The following is a 16,983-nucleotide window of genomic DNA, read 5'->3' as shown; positions in this document are numbered from 1 at the left end:
GTCGGCCACCACGCGAACAGCGGACACGACGAAGCCCGGGCGGTTCCCCGCCCGGGCTCGCTGTCTGCCTTGCCGAACGCCTACTTGTCGAGCGTGATCAGCTCGCTCTTTTTGTCCCGCGACGACTTGACCAGGCTGGCCACCGTGGCGATGGCCAACGTGCCGAGAATGATCAGCAGCGAGAGCCAGATCGGGATCTCCGGGGCCCAGTGGAACCCGTGGCCGTTGTTGATGAACGACACGCTGTTCGTGTGCAGGGCCTCGAGGAAGAGCTTCACGCCGATGAAGGCGAGCACCACGGCGAGGCCGATGTTGAGGTAGACCAGCCGCTGCAGCAGGCCACCGAGCAGGAAGAAGAGCTGGCGCAAACCCATCAGCGCGAACACGTTCGCGGTGAAGACGAGGTATGGCTCCTTGGTGATACCGAAGATCGCCGGGATCGAGTCGAGCGCGAAGATCAGGTCGGTGGTGCCGATGGCGATCATGACGATCAGCATCGGGGTGAAGAGCCGCTTGCCCGTCTCGGTGACCACGCTGAACCGGCCGTCACCGAACGACGGCGACAGCGGCAGCGCCCGCTTCGCCCAGCGGATGAGGATGTTCTCCTTGAAGTCGTCCTCGTCGTTCTCGCCGTTCTTCACCAGCGTGATCGCCGTGTAGACCAGGAACGCGCCGAAGATGTAGAACACCCAGGAGAACTGCGAGATCAGCGCGGCACCGGCGGCGATGAACGCACCGCGCATGAGCAGCGCGAGCACGATGCCGATCAGCAGCACCTTCTGCTGGAGATGGCGTGGCACGGCGAACCGGGCCATGATGATCACGAAGACGAAGAGGTTGTCGACACTCAACGAGTACTCGGTGAGCCAGCCGGTGTAGAACTCACCGGCCGCCGTCCCACCGGCGGTGACCCAGACGCCGATACCGAAGAGCAGGGCCAGGCCGACGTAGAAGCCGACCCATCCGCCCGCTTCTTTCATGCTGGGTTCGTGGGGCCTGCGGCCGATGATCAGAAGATCAACGGCGAGCACTGCGATGAGGGCGACCAGGGTAACGCCCCAGACCCAGGCGGACACGTTCAACGAGGACCTCCGGCAGACACGGGTCGACACTGTGCCCACTCACATCGTGGAGCGAGAACAGCGGCGTGCGACTGTCGGAGGTCTCTTCCGCCGCGGCCCCGACCCGATGACTATCGACTCGATCCGCGACCACCGGCCCCGGGTTCGCCTCTCAGGCGTTCCGTGTTGACGAGACCGGAGCGGGGGAATACTCCCCTCCCACGGGAGTCATTGTTGCGCATCCCGGCCCCGAACGGCACATCGGGAGCCCCCTGAGTGGCACGGCTCGCGGCCAAACCACCCAGCCCGGTCGTTATCGCAAGGTAAGTGGCCGGAAGCCGCGTATTCACCCGCGGTAGATCTTCAGCTGTTGCTGCCTCCGCTAGAAGACGTCGCACCTGAAGCTTAACCCCGTCGCGGCCGTAGGCGACCGCCGTTGCCCCATCCCTGTCGGCACCCGCAGAACAGTCGGACATCATGGCCGCCCACCCTGAAGCGTCCTAGTAAGCTAGCCATCTGGTCCGTATGGGACGCTTGCCGGCATGGTTCTCGAAGTCACGCTGATCGACGTCCTCCCCGGCCGGGCGGACGACTTTCTCGCCGCTTACCAGAGGGCCCGCCCCATGGTCGCCGGCGCGGCGGGCTGCCGATCCGTCCAGCTGAAGCAGAGCGCGGCCTCGACGAACCGCTTCGTCCTGCTGACCGAGTGGGACAGCGTGGAAGCCCACGAGCACACATTTCGCCGCACCGAGCGCTTCGCCCAGTGGCGCGCCCTGATCGGTGGCTCCCTCGCCCAGCCCCCGCTGGCCGAGTTCTTCAGCGAGACACCCGCCCCGGCGAACCAAGAGTCCTACACCCGCTAGCCGAGCAGCCACCCGGCGCGCGCCCACCGCGACCAGACACCCCACGCGCGCCCACCGCGACCAGACACCCCACGCGCGCCCACCGCGACCAGACACCCCACGCGCGTCCGGCGCGACCAGACACCGCGCGCGCCGCGACCAACCCACCGGGGGCGGCCGCCTGCTTATTTCACCCCCGCCATGTCCATCCCCCGTAGTTCCTTCTTCAGCTCCTTGATCTCGTCGCGGATCCGCGCGGCCAGCTCGAACTGCAGCTCGCGCGCCGCGCCCAGCATCTGGTCGTTGAGGTCCTGGATGAGCTGGGCCAGCTCGGACCGGGCCATGCCGGCGCGGGCCGTGCCGCTGCCCGCCTTGGCCTTCGACCGGGTCTCCGGGACCGGGGCCTTGCCGCGCGACATCTGCCGGCCGCCACCGCCGACCATCGGACCGGAGACGGCGGCGTCGGTGTCCTCGGCCTCCCGGTAGATGTCGTCCAGGATGTCGTGGATCTTCTTCCGGAGGGCCTGCGGCTTGATGCCGTGGGCCTCGTTGTGCGCGATCTGCTTGGCCCGGCGCCGGTCCGTCTCGTCGATCGCGGCCCGCATCGACGGGGTGATCTTGTCCGCGTACATGTGGACCTCGCCGGAGACGTTTCGCGCGGCCCGGCCGATGGTCTGGATGAGGGACCGGCCGCTGCGCAGGAAGCCCTCCTTGTCGGCGTCGAGGATGGCGACCAGCGACACCTCGGGCAGGTCGAGACCCTCCCGGAGCAGGTTGATGCCGACCAGCACGTCGTAGTCGCCCTTGCGCAGCTCCTTGAGCAGCTCGACCCGGCGCAGCGTGTCCACCTCGGAGTGCAGGTAGCGGACGCGGATGCCGTTCTCCAGGAGGTAGTCGGTGAGGTCCTCGGCCATCTTCTTGGTGAGGGTGGTGACCAGGACCCGCTCGTCCCGCTCGGTGCGCAGCTTGATCTCGTGCATCAGGTCGTCGATCTGGCCCTTGGTGGGTTTCACCACCACCTGCGGGTCGACCAGGCCGGTCGGGCGGATGACCTGCTCCACGTATTCGCCCTGGGCCTGCTGGAGCTCCCACGGGCCGGGCGTGGCGGAGAGGAAGACCATCTGGCCGACCCGCTCCAGGAACTCGTCGAAGCGCAGCGGCCGGTTGTCGGCGGCGCTGGGCAGCCGGAAACCGTGCTCGATCAGGATGCGCTTACGGGACGCGTCCCCCTCATACATCCCGCCGATCTGCGGGATCGTCACGTGCGACTCGTCGATGACCGTGACGAAGTCGTCGGGGAAGTAGTCGAGCAGGGTGAAGGACGGCTCACCGAAGCTGCGGCCGTCCATGTGCATCGAGTAGTTCTCGATGCCGTTGCAGAAGCCGACCTGCCGCATCATCTCGATGTCGTAGGTCGTCCGCATCCGCAGTCGCTGCGCCTCCAGCAGCTTGCCTTGGCGCTCCAGCTCGGCCAGCCGCTCGGCCAGCTCGGCCTCGATGTCGCGGATCGCCCGCTCCATCCGCTGCGGGCCGGCCACGTAGTGCGAGGCCGGGAAGATGATCAGCTCGTCGACCTCGCGGACCACCTCGCCGGTCAGCGGGTGCAGGTAGTAGAGCTTCTCCACCTCGTCACCGAACAGCTCGACCCGGACGGCCAACTCCTCGTACGCCGGGATGATCTCGAGCGTGTCGCCGCGCACCCGGAAGGTGCCCCGCTGGAAGGCCATGTCGTTCCGCGCGTACTGAATGTCGACCAGCCGGCGCAGCAGCTTGTCCCGGTCGATCTCGCCGCCCACCTTGACCCGGACGGCCCGCTCCACGTATTCCTGCGGGGTGCCCAGGCCGTAGATGGCGCTGACCGTGGCGACGACGATGGTGTCGCGCCGGGTGAGCAGCGACATGGTGGCCGAGTGCCGGAGCCGCTCCACCTCCTCGTTGACCGACGAGTCCTTCTCGATGTAGGTGTCGGTCTGCGCGATGTAGGCCTCGGGCTGGTAGTAGTCGTAGTAGCTGACGAAATATTCCACCGCGTTGTGCGGAAGCAGCTCGCGGAACTCCTTGGCCAGCTGGGCGCAGAGCGTCTTGTTGGGGGCCAGCACGAGCGCCGGCCGCTGCAGCCGCTCGATGAGCCAGGCTGTGGTGGCGCTCTTGCCGGTGCCGGTGGCGCCGAGCAGGACCGTGTTGCGGTCGCCGCGGCGCACCCGCCGCTCCAGCTCGTCGATGGCGGCGGGCTGGTCACCGGCGGGTTGATAGTCGCTGACGACCTCGAACCGGCCGTCGAGTCGTGGGATGTCGAGCGCCATGCCAACCACCGTACGTCGGGGGTACGACAAGTTCTCGAAGCGGCGTGCGGAGGGTGCACATTCGGCACCGTCGCCCGGCATTGTCCGGGCTTTGCACGGCCGCCTACCCTGGGCGGGTAGGCCGCTCGCGGCGGCCGCCAGGCACCGTCCGGATCGCCAGTCGATCCGTGGTGCCGCACCCTGGTCGATGCGCCCCGGACGCCCCGGCGAGCGCACCCGTGGTGGGTCGCGCCCAGCGCTGACCGGCCGCCGCGAGGGCCCTTATTCTTCGTCGTCCGGCTGCCATCCCGTCGACACCGCCCACTCGTCGGCCGCCCGCGCCTCCTCCAGGAACCACGGCTCCTTGGCCTCCGCGTACCCCGCCCGGTCCGCGTGCCGCAGCGCCAGCTCCTCCTTGGCCGCCGCGTAAGCCGCCCGGGCCGCCGGGACCGTCCGCAGGTGGTCACGCATCAGCAGGGCGAACCGCCACCCCGGCGATCCGGCCACCCGCACGTGCAGGTTCACCCGGTAACCGGGGTCGGCGCACCCGTGCATCCGTTTCGGCCAGGTCCCACCGGGCCGGCCGTGTGCGTTGTCCGACCACTCCCCGGCACGCCGTGGGAAGCCGAGATCGGCGAGCCGGTCGGCGAACGCGTCGGCCTCGCCGAGGGTGCGCACGCTCAGCATGAGGTCGATGATGTCCTTGGCGGGCAGGCCGGGCACCGCGGTCGAGCCGATGTGGTGCACCCGGACGCCGGTGCCGAGGCCGTGCCGGATCCGGGCGCTCAGCCGGGCGGCCGCGACCGGCCACGCCGGGTCGGACGGCATGATGCGCAGCTCCGGGCCTTTCGGCGCCGGGAGCCGCAGGCGCAGGTTGCGTTCGAACTCGACCAGCCGGCCGCGCCACAGCTCGTCCACGCGCGCGTGCAGGTGGTCCAGGCCGGCGTCGTTCGCCAGGATCACGTCGCCGGCCGCGCGCCGGGTCCGGTCGTCGGCCTGCGCATCGATGCGGGCGGCGGCTTCGGCAGCCGTCATGCCACGCAGGCGGGTGAGACGATCGAGGCGCACCTCGCGGTCGGCGTCGACCACGATCACCAGGTGGTACGACGGAGCGAGCCCCGCCTCGACCAGGAGCGGCACGTCGTTGACCACGATCGCGTGTGGCGGCGCCTGATGGGTCAGCTCCGCTGTCCGCGCCCGGACCCGCGGATGGATGATCCGTTCCAGGCTGTGGCGGGCGGCCTCGTCGCCGAAGACCTTGGCCCCGAGCGCGGGCCGGTCGAGCTCGCCGTCCGGTGTCAGCACTCCCGACCCGAACAGCGCCACGATCTCGGCGAGCCCGTCGGTGCCGGGGCGGACCACCTCGCGGGCCAGCACGTCCGCGTCGATGATCACCGCGCCGCGCTCCGCCAGCCGCTTGGCCACCGCGCTCTTGCCCGCGCCGATACCGCCCGTGAGCCCGACCATCAACATGGGATCAAGTATCCGGGTACGGCGCCCCGGCCGCGTCCCCGCGCAGCAGCGGTCTGCGGAAAGGGCGAAAGGCCGCCCCGACCGGAGTCGGGACGGCCTTCCTGGGTATTACGCGCTGACTGTCGTCAGGTCAGCCCTTGCCGCCGGCCAGCTTCTCGCGCAGAGCGGCGAGAGCCTCGTCGGTGGCGAGGGTGCCCGCGGGCTCCTCGGCGGAGCGCGCCGGGGCCGACGAGCTCGTGGAGGAGGACGAGGACGTCGACGACGAGGTGGTCACGCCGCCGGCCGGAGCCGGGTTGAGCGCGGCCTCGGCGTCGGCGTCGCGGGACGCCTGCACCTGCTTGGTGTGGGCCTCCCAGCGCTCGCGGGCGTCCGCGTACTGCTTCTCCCACGTCTCGCGCTGCTTCTCGAAGCCCTCGAGCCACTCGCCCGTCTCGGGGTCGAAGCCCTCCGGGTAGATGTAGTTGCCCTCGGCGTCGTAGGTCGCCGCCATGCCGTAGAGGGTCGGGTCGAAGTGCTCCTCGCCCTCGACGAAGCCCTCGTTGGCCTGCTTGAGCGACAGCGAGATCCGGCGGCGCTCCAGGTCGATGTCGATGACCTTGACCAGAACGTCCGAGCCCACCTGGACGACCTGCTCGGGCAGCTCGACGTGACGCTCGGCCAGCTCGGAGATGTGCACCAGGCCCTCGATGCCGTCGTCGACGCGGACGAACGCGCCGAACGGGACGAGCTTGGTGACCTTACCCGGCACGATCTGGTTGATCGCGTGGGTCCGGGCGAACTGACGCCACGGGTCTTCCTGGGTCGCCTTGAGCGACAGCGAGACGCGCTCGCGGTCCAGGTCGACGTCGAGCACCTCGACCTCGACCTCCTGGCCGACCTCGACAACCTCGGACGGGTGGTCGATGTGCTTCCAGGAGAGCTCCGAGACGTGCACCAGGCCGTCCACGCCGCCAAGGTCGACGAAGGCGCCGAAGTTGACGATCGAGGACACGACGCCCTTGCGGACCTGGCCCTTCTGGAGCTTGTTGAGGAACTCGGTGCGAACCTCGGACTGCGTCTGCTCGAGCCAGGCGCGGCGGGAAAGAACCACGTTGTTGCGGTTCTTGTCCAGCTCGATGATCTTCGCCTCGAGCTCGCGGCCGACGTACGGCTGGAGGTCGCGGACACGACGCATCTCGACCAGGGAGGCCGGCAGGAAGCCACGGAGGCCGATGTCGAGGATGAGACCACCCTTGACGACCTCGATGACCGAACCGCGGACGACGCCGTCGTCCTCCTTGATCTTCTCGATGGTGCCCCAGGCGCGCTCGTACTGAGCGCGCTTCTTCGAGAGGATCAGACGGCCTTCCTTGTCCTCCTTCGTGAGGACGAGGGCTTCGATGTGGTCACCGACCGACACCACTTCCGCGGGGTCCACGTCATGCTTGATCGACAACTCGCGCGAGGGGATGACGCCCTCGGTCTTGTAGCCGATGTCGAGCAGGACCTCGTCCCGATCGACCTTGACGACGGTGCCTTCGACAATGTCGCCGTCGTTGAAGTACTTGATGGTCTCGTCGATGGCTGCGAGGAAAGCTTCCTCAGAGCCGAGGTCGTCGACGGTGACCTTGTTGGCGCTCGAGGTGGCCTCGATGCTGCTCGTCATGTGGACTGTTGCTCCGAACGGATGGTGTCGTGGTGTCTCACGCGCTCGACGGAACTGCCACCGGACAGCGGCACGAGCGAAACGAGACGACAACCCGAGAGAGCAGTCTGATCAACGCAGTCGATCATGCCGAGACCGACGACCACGGAACCTGCTCCCTGCCGAGGTACACGATCCGCGAGCGCATCGACTAGCTTACCGTGCGCATTACCACAGGTTGCAAGCCCTCCTGAGGACCGAGGCACATTGTTCGGCCGCAACCCGTCAGCATGTCCGGTTTGAGCCGAATCGGGGCGGTCGACACGCCTGCCGTACCGTATCCGGGTGACCGAGATCCCTACCGTCGAGTCCTCCCCGGCCCCCGGCACAACAGACGGGCAGCCCGCCTCCCGGAACCACCGGGCGGTCACCGAGGACGAGGCGCGCCGCGGCAACCGGACCTGGTGGGATCAGGACGCCGACGACTATCAGGACGAGCACGGCGCCTTCCTGGGTGACGTGGACTTCGTGTGGTGTCCCGAGCGGCTGCGCGAAGCCGACGCCCGCCTGCTCGGGGCCGTACACGGCAAGAAGGTTCTGGAACTGGGGGCCGGCGCCGCCGCAGCCAGCCGGTGGCTGCGCCGCGAGGGTGCCCACCCGGTCGCCCTGGACCTCTCCGCCGGCATGCTGCGGCACGCGCGGGAGGCCGCCGGGCGCAGCGGGGTGCGGGTGCCGCTCGTCCAGGCGGACGCCCTGGCGCTGCCGTTCCGGGACGGCTCGTTCGACATCGTGTGCACCGCGTTCGGGGCCATCCCGTTCGTGGCGGACTCGGGCGCGGCGATGCGTGAGGTGGCCCGGGTGCTGCGTCCCGGCGGCAGCTGGGTCTTCTCGGTCACCCACCCGATGCGCTGGGTCTTCTGGGACGAGCCGGACGAGAGCGGCCTGCTGGCCCGCAACTCGTACTTCGACCGCTCGCCGTACGTCGAACGCGACGAGAACGGCCGGGTCACCTACCTGGAGCAGCACCGCACGATCGGCGACCGGGTACGCGAGATCGTCGCGGCCGGCCTGGTGCTGCGCGACCTGATCGAACCGGAGTGGCCGGCCGGCCACGAGCAGGTGTGGGGCCAGTGGAGCCCGCTGCGGGGCCGTCTCTTCCCCGGCACCGCGATCTTCGTCTGCGACCTGCCGGAGTAGTTTTTCGCTGCTCGCGGCGGGTATCGCCACCTCTATGAGCGAGTTCAAGAAGGGCGACGACGTCACCTGGAAGAGCCACGGCCAGGACGTCCACGGCACGGTGCAGAAGAAGATCACCGAGCGGACCGAGGAGGCCGGCCGCACCGTGGCCGCCTCGAAGGACGAGCCGCAGTACAAGGTGAAGAGCGACAAGACCGGCCGCGAGGCCGTGCACAAGCCGGAGTCGCTGCACCGTGACTGAGACCGATGTGTACGCCGAGTTCAAGGACGCCGTCAACATGACCCCGGCCGAGCTGCGCACGTGGCTCGACTCGGACGAGTCGAAGGAGGTCGGCCAGAAGGCGTCCGCGGGCGCCGAGTCGGTCGGCCACGACTCCGGCCGGAAGATCATCAAGATCCTGGACAAGAAGAAGGCCGACCTCACCGAGGCCGACGAGGAGCACATGCGGAAGGTGGTCGGTTACGTCCACCGCCACACGGCGCAGCGCCCGAAGGGGGACGTGTCCGCGACACCCTGGCGGTACTCCCTGATGAACTGGGGTCACGACCCGCTCAAGAAGTGACCCGGCGATCGCCGTCGAGGAGACCGGCGAGCCGGGCGAGCGCGCCAGGCCGGGGCGCCGTGCCGGGGTGCCGGACCGGGGTGACCTGAACCGGCCACCCCGGGTCAGTCAGTGGTCGGCGCCGTTCCAGTCGCGGCCGGTGCCGACCGACACCTCCAGCGGCACCGACAGCGGATAGGCCCCGCCCATCTCGCGCCGCACCAGCTCCTCCAGCGACTCCCGCTCGCCGGGCGCCACCTCGAGGACCAGCTCGTCGTGCACCTGCAGCAGCATGCGCGAGGACAGCCCGGAATCGGTCAGCGCCTCGTCCACCCGCAGCATCGCGATCTTGATGATGTCGGCCGCCGAACCCTGGATCGGCGCGTTCAGGGCCATCCGCTCGGCCATGTCGCGCCGCTGCCGGTTGTCGCTGCTGAGGTCGGGCAGGTAGCGGCGGCGCCCGAGGATGGTCGCCGTGTAGCCGTCCTGCCCGGCCTTGCGCACCACGGACTGCAGGTAGTCGCGGACCCCGCCGAACCGCTCGAAATACTCCGTCATGAGGCCGCGCGCCTCGTCGGTGGAGATGCTGAGCTGGTTGGAGAGGCCGAACGCACTCAACCCGTACGCCAGGCCGTAGTTCATCGCCTTGATCTTGCGCCGCTGGTCGGCGGTGACCTCACCGAGCCCGACGTGGAAGACCGACGACGCGGTGGCGGCGTGGAAGTCGGCGCCCGAGTTGAACGCGGCGATCAGCGCGTCGTCGCCGGACAGGTGCGCCATGATGCGCATCTCGATCTGGCTGTAGTCGGCCGTCATCAACTGCTCGAACCCGGCGCCCACCACGAACGCCCGGCGGATCCGCCGGCCCTCCTCGGTGCGGATCGGGATGTTCTGCAGGTTCGGGTCGGTGGACGACAGCCGGCCGGTGGCCGCGACGGTCTGGTTGAACGTGGTGTGGATGCGCCCGTCGTCGGAGACCGACTTGAGCAGGCCGTCGACAGTGGATTTCAGCTTGGCCACGTCGCGGTGCCGCAGCAGGTGCTCCAGGACCGGGTCGGCGGTCTGGGCGAACAGGTTCTGCAGGGCGTCGGCGTCGGTGGTGTACCCGGATTTGATCTTCTTGGTCTTGGGCAGGCCGCGCTCGACGAAAAGGATCTCCTGGAGCTGTTTCGGCGAGCCGAGGTTGAACTCCCGGCCGACCACCTCGTGCGCCGCCTGCTGCGCCGCCTTCACCTCGGCGGCGAAGTGGGCCTCGAGCTCCGACAGATATTCCGTGTCGGCGGCGATGCCCTGCCGCTCCATCGCGGCGAGCACCACGGCCAGCGGCTGCTCCACCTCTGTCAGCAGCCGCTGCGAGTCGCCGCCGTCGCGGGACAGCTCGGCGGTGAGCACGTCGGCCAGGTCGAGGGTGGCGCGGGCACGCAGCATCACGCCTTCCTCGACGGCGCCCTCGTCGCCGAGGCCGTCCAGGGTGAGCTGGCCGCTCGCCGGCTCCTCGACCCGCAGCTCGCGCTTGAGGTAGCGCAGGGCGAGGTCGGTCAAGTCGTACGCCCTCTGGTCGGGCTTGGCGAGGTAGGCCGCCAGGGCGGTGTCGACGGTGATGCCGGCGAGCCGCCAGCCGTGCGCCTGGAAGGCGAGCATCGCCGGTTTCGCGTCGTGGATCACCTTGGGGCGGCTGGGCTCGGCGAGCCAGGCCGCCACGGCCCGCTCGTCGTTCTCGTCCAGAGCGGCCGGGTCGAACCAGGCGGCCGGGCCGTCACCGGTCGCCACCGCCACGCCGGTCAGCGTCCCGGCGCCACGGCCGAACGTGCCGGTGACCGCCACGCCGACCGGGGCGAGCCCGGCGTGCTCGCGCAGCCAGCCGGCCACGTCGCCGGAGCGCAGGACCCGGCCCTCGATGTCGAAACCGGCCTCGGCCTCGGGCTCGACGGCGTCCAGGTAGGAGTAGAGGCGCTCACGCAGCACCCGGAACTCCAGCGCGTCGAAGACCTGGTGCACCGCCTCGCGGTCCCAGCCCTGCCAGCGCACGTCCTCGGGCCGCAGCGGCAGCTCGAGGTCGCAGATCAGCGCGTTCAGGTCGTAGTTGCGCATCACGTCGGCGAGGTGGGCCCGGACGTTCTCGCCGGCCTTTCCCTTGATCTTGTCGACGTTCGCGATGATGCCGTCGAGACCGCCGTATTCCTTGATCCACTTGGCGGCGGTCTTGTCACCGACGCCCGGCACACCGGTGAGGTTGTCGCTCGTCTCGCCGACCAGCGCGGCCTTGTCCCGGTATCGGTTCGGCGGCACGAAGTATTTCGCCTCGATGGCCTCCGGCGTCATCCGCCAGACCTCGGAGACACCACGAACCGGGTAGAGGATCGTGACGTGGTCGCTGGAGAGCTGGAAGGCGTCCCGGTCACCGGTGGAGATGACCACCTCCATGCCGGCCTCGCGGGCCTGGGTCGCGAGGGTGGCGATCACGTCGTCGGCCTCGTAACCAGGTTTCTCCACCACCGGGATGCGCAGCGCCTCCAGCACCTCCTTGATCAGGCTGACCTGACCCTGGAACGGCGCCGGGGTCTCCGAGCGACCGGCCTTGTATTCCGCGTATTTCTCGGTGCGGAAGGAGACCCGGGAGACGTCGAAGGCCACCACGATGTGGGTGGGCTTCTCGTCGCGCAGCATGTTGATGAGCATCGACGTGAAGCCGAACACCGCGTTGGTCGCCTGGCCGGTCTGGGTGCTGAAGTTCTCCACCGGCAGCGCGAAATAGGCCCGGTAGGCCAGCGAGTGGCCGTCGAGGAGCAGCAGTCGGGGAGTCTGGGCGTCGTCGCTCACGTCGGTGAACTCTAGTCGCCGGGTCCGACAAGTTCGCGCACACACCACGGGGCGGCCCCGGTTGCCCGGTGACCGCCCCGCCGGCGTGTGACGTCAGGCGACGCCGAGGTACGCCTCCTTGACCGACGGGTCGTGGAGGAGCTCCTGTCCGGTGCCCTCCTTGACGATCCGCCCGGTCTCCAGCACGTAGCCCCGGTGTGCCCGGGACAGCGACTGCTGAGCGTTCTGCTCCACCAGCAGGATCGTGGTGCCCTGCTGGTTGATCTCCGTGATGATGTCGAAGATCTGCTGGATCACCATCGGGGCGAGACCCATCGACGGCTCGTCCAGCAGCAGCAGCTTCGGCCGGCTCATCAGCGCCCGGCCGACGGCGAGCATCTGCTGCTCACCACCGGAGAGGGTGCCACCGGCCTGCTTACGCCGCTCCCGCAGGCGCGGGAACATCTCCAGCACCCGCTCGAGATCCTTGGCGACCTCCGCGGAGTCCTTTCGGGTGTAGGCACCCATGTCCAGGTTCTCCAGCACGGTCATACCCGGGAAGATCTGCCGGCCCTCGGGCGACTGGCACAGGCCCCGGACCACCCGAAGGTCGGCCCGGAGCTTGCTGATGTCCTCACCGTTGAAGGTGATCTTGCCCGAGGACAGGCCCCGGGTCCCCGAGATGGCCCGCATGGTGGTGGTCTTGCCGGCGCCGTTCGCGCCGATGAGCGCCACCACCTCGCCCTCGGCCACGGACAGGCTGATGCCGTGCAGGGCCTCGATCCGCCCGTACGACACCGTGACGTTTTCCAGCTCAAGCAGCATCGGTGGGCTCCCCCAGGTACGCCGCGATCACCCGTGGGTTGCTGCCGACCTCGGCCGGTGACCCTTCAGCGATCTTGCGGCCGAACTCCAGCACGACGATCCGGTCCGTGACGTTCATGACCAGGCGCATGTCGTGCTCGATCAGCAGCACGGTGACGCCCTGGTCCCGGATCTTCCGGATCAGCTCGAGCAGCTCTTCCTTCTCGGCCGGGTTGAAGCCGGCCGCCGGCTCGTCCAGGCAGAGCAGCTTCGGCTCGGTGCCGAGCGCCCGGGCGATCTCCAGACGGCGCTGGTAGCCGTACGGCAGGTTGCGCGCCGCGTCGTTCGCCCGGTCGGCGATGCCGACGAAGTGCAGCAGATCCAGCGCCTTGTCCTCGGCCGCACGCTCCTCGAGGATGTGCCGGGACAGCCCGAAGGTCTTCGCGAAGGCGCGGCGTACCTGCTGCCACGTCCGCACGACGCCGCCGGAGGCGGTCACCTGCGGCAGCTCGTGCTCCTTCGGGCGGACCCGGTACAGCCGGAACAGCGCACCAGGCACGCTGGTCTTGTGCCGGGAGTCGGTGCCGACCATGACGTTCTCCAGCGCACTCATCTCCGGGAAGAGACGGATGTTCTGGAACGTCCGGGAGATGCCGAGCTGGCTGATCTGGTGCGGCTTGCGCCCGGTCACCCGGTCGCCGCGGAAACGGACCGCACCGGAGGTGGGCTTGTAGACACCGGTCATCACGTTGAACGAGGTAGTCTTGCCGGCGCCGTTCGGCCCGATCAGACCGAGGATCTCGCCCTCGTGGATGTCGAAGCTGATCCCGTCGAGCGCGACCACGCCGCCGAACCGCAGCGTGACGTTGTCGACCTCGAGCAGCTTCTTCCGGCCCTCCGACTGCCGCGTGGCGTTCGGAGCGGCCACCGTGGTGATCTCGTCAGACATGAGCGGGCGCCTCCTCTGCCTCCGCCGCGCGGTCCTTCAACTCGCGGGTCCGCCGCCGGCTCGGGATCAGGCCCTGCGGACGCAGGATCATCACCAGCACCATGGCCAGACCGAACGCGAGCCACCGGTAGTCGGCGATCTCCCGGAACCGCTCCGGAAGGTAAGCCAGCAGCACCGCGCCCACCGACACACCGATCATGTTGCCCGAACCACCGACGACGACCATCGCGACGAACAGAATCGAGAGGTTGACGTTGAACTGGGTCGGGTCGATGAACGCGTACCGGCTGCTGAAGAGCAGACCCGAGAACCCGCCCAGGGCAGCGCCGATGGCGAAGGCCCAGAGCTTGTACTTGAACGGGTAGACGCCCATCACGGCCGCCGCGTCCTCGTCCTCACGGACCGCCAGCCAGGCCCGGCCGACCCGGCTGTGCTCGAGCCGCCGCACCGCGAAGACCATGATCAGCACGAACGTGATCGCCAGCCAGTACCACGGCTTGACGTCGACCAGACCGAAGTACTGGTTGTCCGCCGACGGCGGGCCCTCCGGACCGGGGATCGCCGAGATGCCCTGCGGACCGTTGGTGACGCCGGTCAGGTTGCGGGCGACGATCCGGATGATCTCACCGAAGCCGAGCGTGACGATCGCCAGGTAGTCGCCGCGCAGCCGCAGCGTCGGCCAGCCGATCAGCACACCCGAGATCATCGTGAGCACCAGCGCGAGCAGCGCGCAGACCGCCCAGGTGACCGCCCAGGTCGGCGGCAGGTCGAACCGCTCCTGGAGCAGCTTGACCACCGGCGAGTTGACCGAGCCGAACAGGGCCACGGAGTACGCGCCGATCGCGAAGAACCCGATGTAGCCGAGGTCGAGCAGACCGGCCAGGCCGATCACCACGTTCAGGCCGATCGCCACCATCACGTAGATGGCGCAGGTGAACAGCACACCGGCCCAGTTGCTGCCGCCCTCGATCGAGTCGGTGCGCAGCCAGGTCAGGCCGGGAACGCCGAGCAGCGGCAGGTAGTACAGGAAGGCGATCATGGCGATCACGCCGAGCGACCGCTGCCACTTCGGCAGGGCACGCCAGCGGTCGCCGATGCCGACCCGGCTCTTCGTGCCAACGTTCTCGCTCATGCGCGGGCCCTCCCCAACGACTCGCCCAGCAGACCGGTCGGGCGGAACATCAGCACCACGACCAGGACGACGAACGCGATGACGTCCTCCCACTGCGAGCTGAACAGGGTCGCACCGTAGATCTCGATGAGACCGAGGAACAGCCCGCCCAGCAGGGCGCCGCGCAGGTTGCCGATGCCGCCGAGCACGGCGGCGGTGAACGCCTTGAGGCCGAGCACGAACCCGATGCTGTTCTGCGTGATGCCGAACCGCATGCTCCACAGCAGCGCGGCGGCGCCGGCCATGATGCCGCCGAGCACGAAGATCAGCATGATGACGCGTTCCTGGTTGACGCCCATCAGCGCGGCCGTCTCCGGGTTCTGCGCCACGGCGCGCACGCCCCGGCCGTACCGCGTCTTGTTGATGAACCAGTCCAGCAGGGCCATCATCGCCACGGCCGAGACGAACACGATCACCTGAAGGTTGGTGATGGCCGTGTTCCCGATCGTGAACAGCGTCTGCTGCTCGAGGATCGTCGGCATACCGATGATCTGGCGCGGCCGGGAGAACATCTCCGGAACCGCCCTGCCCAGCAGGTCCGGCAGCACCAGGCCGAAGATCTCGACCAGGATCAGCGACACACCGATGGCAGTGATGAGGAAGATGAGAGGCGGCGCGTTCTTGCGCCGCAGTGGACGATAGGCGATGCGCTCGATGGCCAGTGCTGTGCCGCCGGAGGCCAGCGCCGCGACGATGAAACCGAGCACCAGCATCGCGATGGCGGTGCCCATCGGGGGGTTGTTCTCGATCCCGAAGGCGGTCCAGACGCCGAGCACCGCGAAGGTGCCCACCATGAACACTTCGGAGTGGGCGAAGTTGATCAGCCGCAGGACGCCGTAGACGAGGGTGTAGCCCAGGGCGATCAGCGCGTAGATGGCCCCTTTTGAGAGACCGTCAACGGTGTGCTGGCCGATGTGGCCGAAAAGGTCGTCGAAATTCACCAGTTCTCCTTGCATTGAATGCGGCCGGGGGAATGACCCCCCGGCCGCATCTCAGTGCTGGTGTCAGCTGAGCTTGAGCTCCTGCAGCGGCTCGAACGCGGTGCCCTTGACCTGGTAGGCCCAGATGACGACCTTGGACGGGTCGACGTCACCGTTCTCAGCGAACTTGATGTACTTCGAGACGCCCTGCTTGTCGTACGCCTTCACGAAGGCCAGGATGTCGGCGCGCGTCTTCTTGCCGGCCTTGAAGGCGTCGATGTAGATCATCGCGCCGTCGAAGCCCTCAGCACCGTAGGAACCCGGCGCCAGGCCGTACTCCTTCTCGTAGTCGGCGGAGAAGGTGCCACCGGCCTTGTCAGCCGGGAGGCAGGGGCAGGTGATGATGGCGGACTCGGCGCCACCGGACGCACCCTGCGGGAACGCCGGGTCGTAGAGACCGTCCGGGCCGACGAACTTGGCCTGGACGCCCGCGGCACGCATCTGCCGGACCAGCGGAGCGGCCTCACGGGTGTAACCGCCGTAGAACACGAAGTCGGCCTGCGCCGCCTTGATCTTGGAGATGGTCGCGTCGAACTGCGACTGCTTCTCCTGGATCTTGTCCTTGCCCGCCAGCGCGGTACCGAGGTTCTTCTCCAGCTCGGCGGTGATGCCGGCGCCGTAGGCGGAGCCGTCATCGATCATGAACACCTTCGCGGCGTTCTGCGACTTCAGGTACGTCGTGACCGCGCCGGCCTGGGTGCCGTCGTTGCCGACCACCCGGAAGAAGGACTTGTTGCCCTTCTGGGTCAGGTCGGTCCGGGTCGCGGACGGGCTGACCATGGCCAGACCCGCCGCCTCGTAAACGGGCATCGTCGCGTCGGACTCGCCCGAGAAGTGACCGCCGATCACGCCGAGGAAGGAGGTGTCACCCGCGACCTGGTTGGCGATCGGGGTGGCCTGGGCGGGGTCGCCCTGCGTGTCGAACTCCTGCATCGTGATCTGGCAGTCGGCGTTCGCCGCGTTGTGCTGCTTGATAGCCAGCTTCGCGCCGTTCAGCGACGGGATGACCAGACCGGCGTTGTCACCGCTGAACGCGCCGAAGATCGCAATCTTGCCGCCGCAGCTGTCGCCACCAGCGGTGTCGTCGCCACCGCCGCCCGCGTCCTGACAACCAGCCGCAGCGAACATCGCGGCGGCCAGCCCGACCGCACCAAGGGCCCGTACATACTTACGCCTCAAGGCTTCTGACCTTTCATCCTGGTGCAGGGTGCGGTGCATCGGGGCCTGCGGAGATGACGAGATCCTCATCCCCCCGCCGG

Annotated in this window: 14 protein-coding genes; 4 read left to right on the top strand and 10 right to left on the bottom strand. The window is 68.6% G+C overall.

Features of this window, described 5'->3' with window-relative positions:
• Positions 1-80: 80 nt before the first annotated feature.
• Entirely contained in the window at positions 81-1,076 is a 996-nt protein-coding gene (locus AC0NH5_RS20875) for a TerC family protein (protein WP_474406304.1), read from the bottom strand.
• Between the two features lie 527 nt (positions 1,077-1,603).
• On the opposite strand from AC0NH5_RS20875, the gene AC0NH5_RS20870 reads away from it, so the two are divergent.
• Positions 1,604-1,924: an antibiotic biosynthesis monooxygenase family protein gene (locus AC0NH5_RS20870; protein WP_474406302.1), complete on the top strand. Its 321-nt coding sequence runs from the start codon at positions 1,604-1,606 to the stop codon at positions 1,922-1,924.
• 164 nt (positions 1,925-2,088) lie between these two features.
• Here the strand turns inward: AC0NH5_RS20870 and uvrB are convergent, their stop codons facing one another.
• The 3 genes from uvrB to rpsA all read right to left on the bottom strand — a co-directional run bounded on the left by uvrB (position 2,089) and on the right by rpsA (position 7,396).
• Positions 2,089-4,206 (bottom strand): excinuclease ABC subunit UvrB, encoded by a 2,118-nt coding sequence (uvrB, locus tag AC0NH5_RS20865; RefSeq protein WP_474406301.1) that lies wholly within the window; start codon positions 4,204-4,206, stop codon positions 2,089-2,091.
• Between the two features lie 261 nt (positions 4,207-4,467).
• Positions 4,468-5,658 carry a dephospho-CoA kinase gene (gene coaE / locus AC0NH5_RS20860; RefSeq protein WP_474406299.1) on the bottom strand — a complete coding sequence of 397 codons (1,191 nt, stop codon included), beginning with the start codon at positions 5,656-5,658 and terminating at the stop codon, positions 4,468-4,470.
• Between the two features lie 130 nt (positions 5,659-5,788).
• A complete protein-coding gene (gene rpsA, locus AC0NH5_RS20855; RefSeq protein WP_474406298.1) occupies positions 5,789-7,396 on the bottom strand; it encodes a 30S ribosomal protein S1 in 1,608 nt (535 codons plus the stop codon).
• 231 nt (positions 7,397-7,627) lie between these two features.
• On the opposite strand from rpsA, the gene AC0NH5_RS20850 reads away from it, so the two are divergent.
• The 3 genes from AC0NH5_RS20850 to AC0NH5_RS20840 are packed head-to-tail and all read left to right on the top strand — an operon-like array spanning position 7,628 to position 9,042.
• Positions 7,628-8,479 (top strand): class I SAM-dependent methyltransferase, encoded by an 852-nt coding sequence (locus AC0NH5_RS20850; protein ID WP_474406295.1) that lies wholly within the window; start codon positions 7,628-7,630, stop codon positions 8,477-8,479.
• 34 nt (positions 8,480-8,513) lie between these two features.
• On the top strand, positions 8,514-8,720 hold the full coding sequence (locus AC0NH5_RS20845; protein WP_474406292.1) for a hypervirulence associated TUDOR domain-containing protein: 207 nt from the start codon (positions 8,514-8,516) through the stop codon (positions 8,718-8,720).
• Complete coding sequence (locus tag AC0NH5_RS20840; protein WP_474406290.1) at positions 8,713-9,042, top strand: DUF3140 domain-containing protein; 330 nt, start codon at positions 8,713-8,715, stop codon at positions 9,040-9,042. Before AC0NH5_RS20845 ends, AC0NH5_RS20840 begins: the two co-directional genes overlap by 8 nt.
• Positions 9,043-9,150: 108 nt before the next feature.
• Here AC0NH5_RS20840 and polA read toward each other — a convergent pair whose 3' ends face one another.
• The 6 genes from polA to AC0NH5_RS20810 all read right to left on the bottom strand — a co-directional run bounded on the left by polA (position 9,151) and on the right by AC0NH5_RS20810 (position 16,903).
• Complete coding sequence (gene polA, locus AC0NH5_RS20835; protein ID WP_474406289.1) at positions 9,151-11,841, bottom strand: DNA polymerase I; 2,691 nt, start codon at positions 11,839-11,841, stop codon at positions 9,151-9,153.
• A 93-nt stretch (positions 11,842-11,934) separates the two neighbouring features.
• Positions 11,935-12,645, bottom strand: a complete 711-nt coding sequence (locus tag AC0NH5_RS20830; RefSeq protein ID WP_474406287.1) for an ABC transporter ATP-binding protein — start codon at positions 12,643-12,645, stop codon at positions 11,935-11,937.
• Positions 12,635-13,573, bottom strand: coding sequence for an ABC transporter ATP-binding protein (locus AC0NH5_RS20825; RefSeq protein WP_474406285.1), 939 nt, complete (start codon positions 13,571-13,573; stop codon positions 12,635-12,637). Before AC0NH5_RS20825 ends, AC0NH5_RS20830 begins: the two co-directional genes overlap by 11 nt.
• A complete protein-coding gene (locus tag AC0NH5_RS20820; RefSeq protein ID WP_474406283.1) occupies positions 13,566-14,705 on the bottom strand; it encodes a branched-chain amino acid ABC transporter permease in 1,140 nt (379 codons plus the stop codon). The genes AC0NH5_RS20825 and AC0NH5_RS20820 overlap by 8 nt, the downstream gene beginning before the upstream one ends.
• A complete protein-coding gene (locus AC0NH5_RS20815; protein WP_474406281.1) occupies positions 14,702-15,685 on the bottom strand; it encodes a branched-chain amino acid ABC transporter permease in 984 nt (327 codons plus the stop codon). Before AC0NH5_RS20815 ends, AC0NH5_RS20820 begins: the two co-directional genes overlap by 4 nt.
• Before the next feature lie 63 nt (positions 15,686-15,748).
• A complete protein-coding gene (locus tag AC0NH5_RS20810) occupies positions 15,749-16,903 on the bottom strand; it encodes a branched-chain amino acid ABC transporter substrate-binding protein (RefSeq protein WP_474406279.1) in 1,155 nt (384 codons plus the stop codon).
• Between the last annotated feature and the right edge of the window lie 80 nt (positions 16,904-16,983).

The sequence above is a fragment of the Actinoplanes sp. 13 genome, from assembly GCF_056134165.1.
The sequence above is the reverse complement of the archived record's forward strand: the minus strand, read 5'-3'. Positions and strand labels throughout refer to the sequence as shown.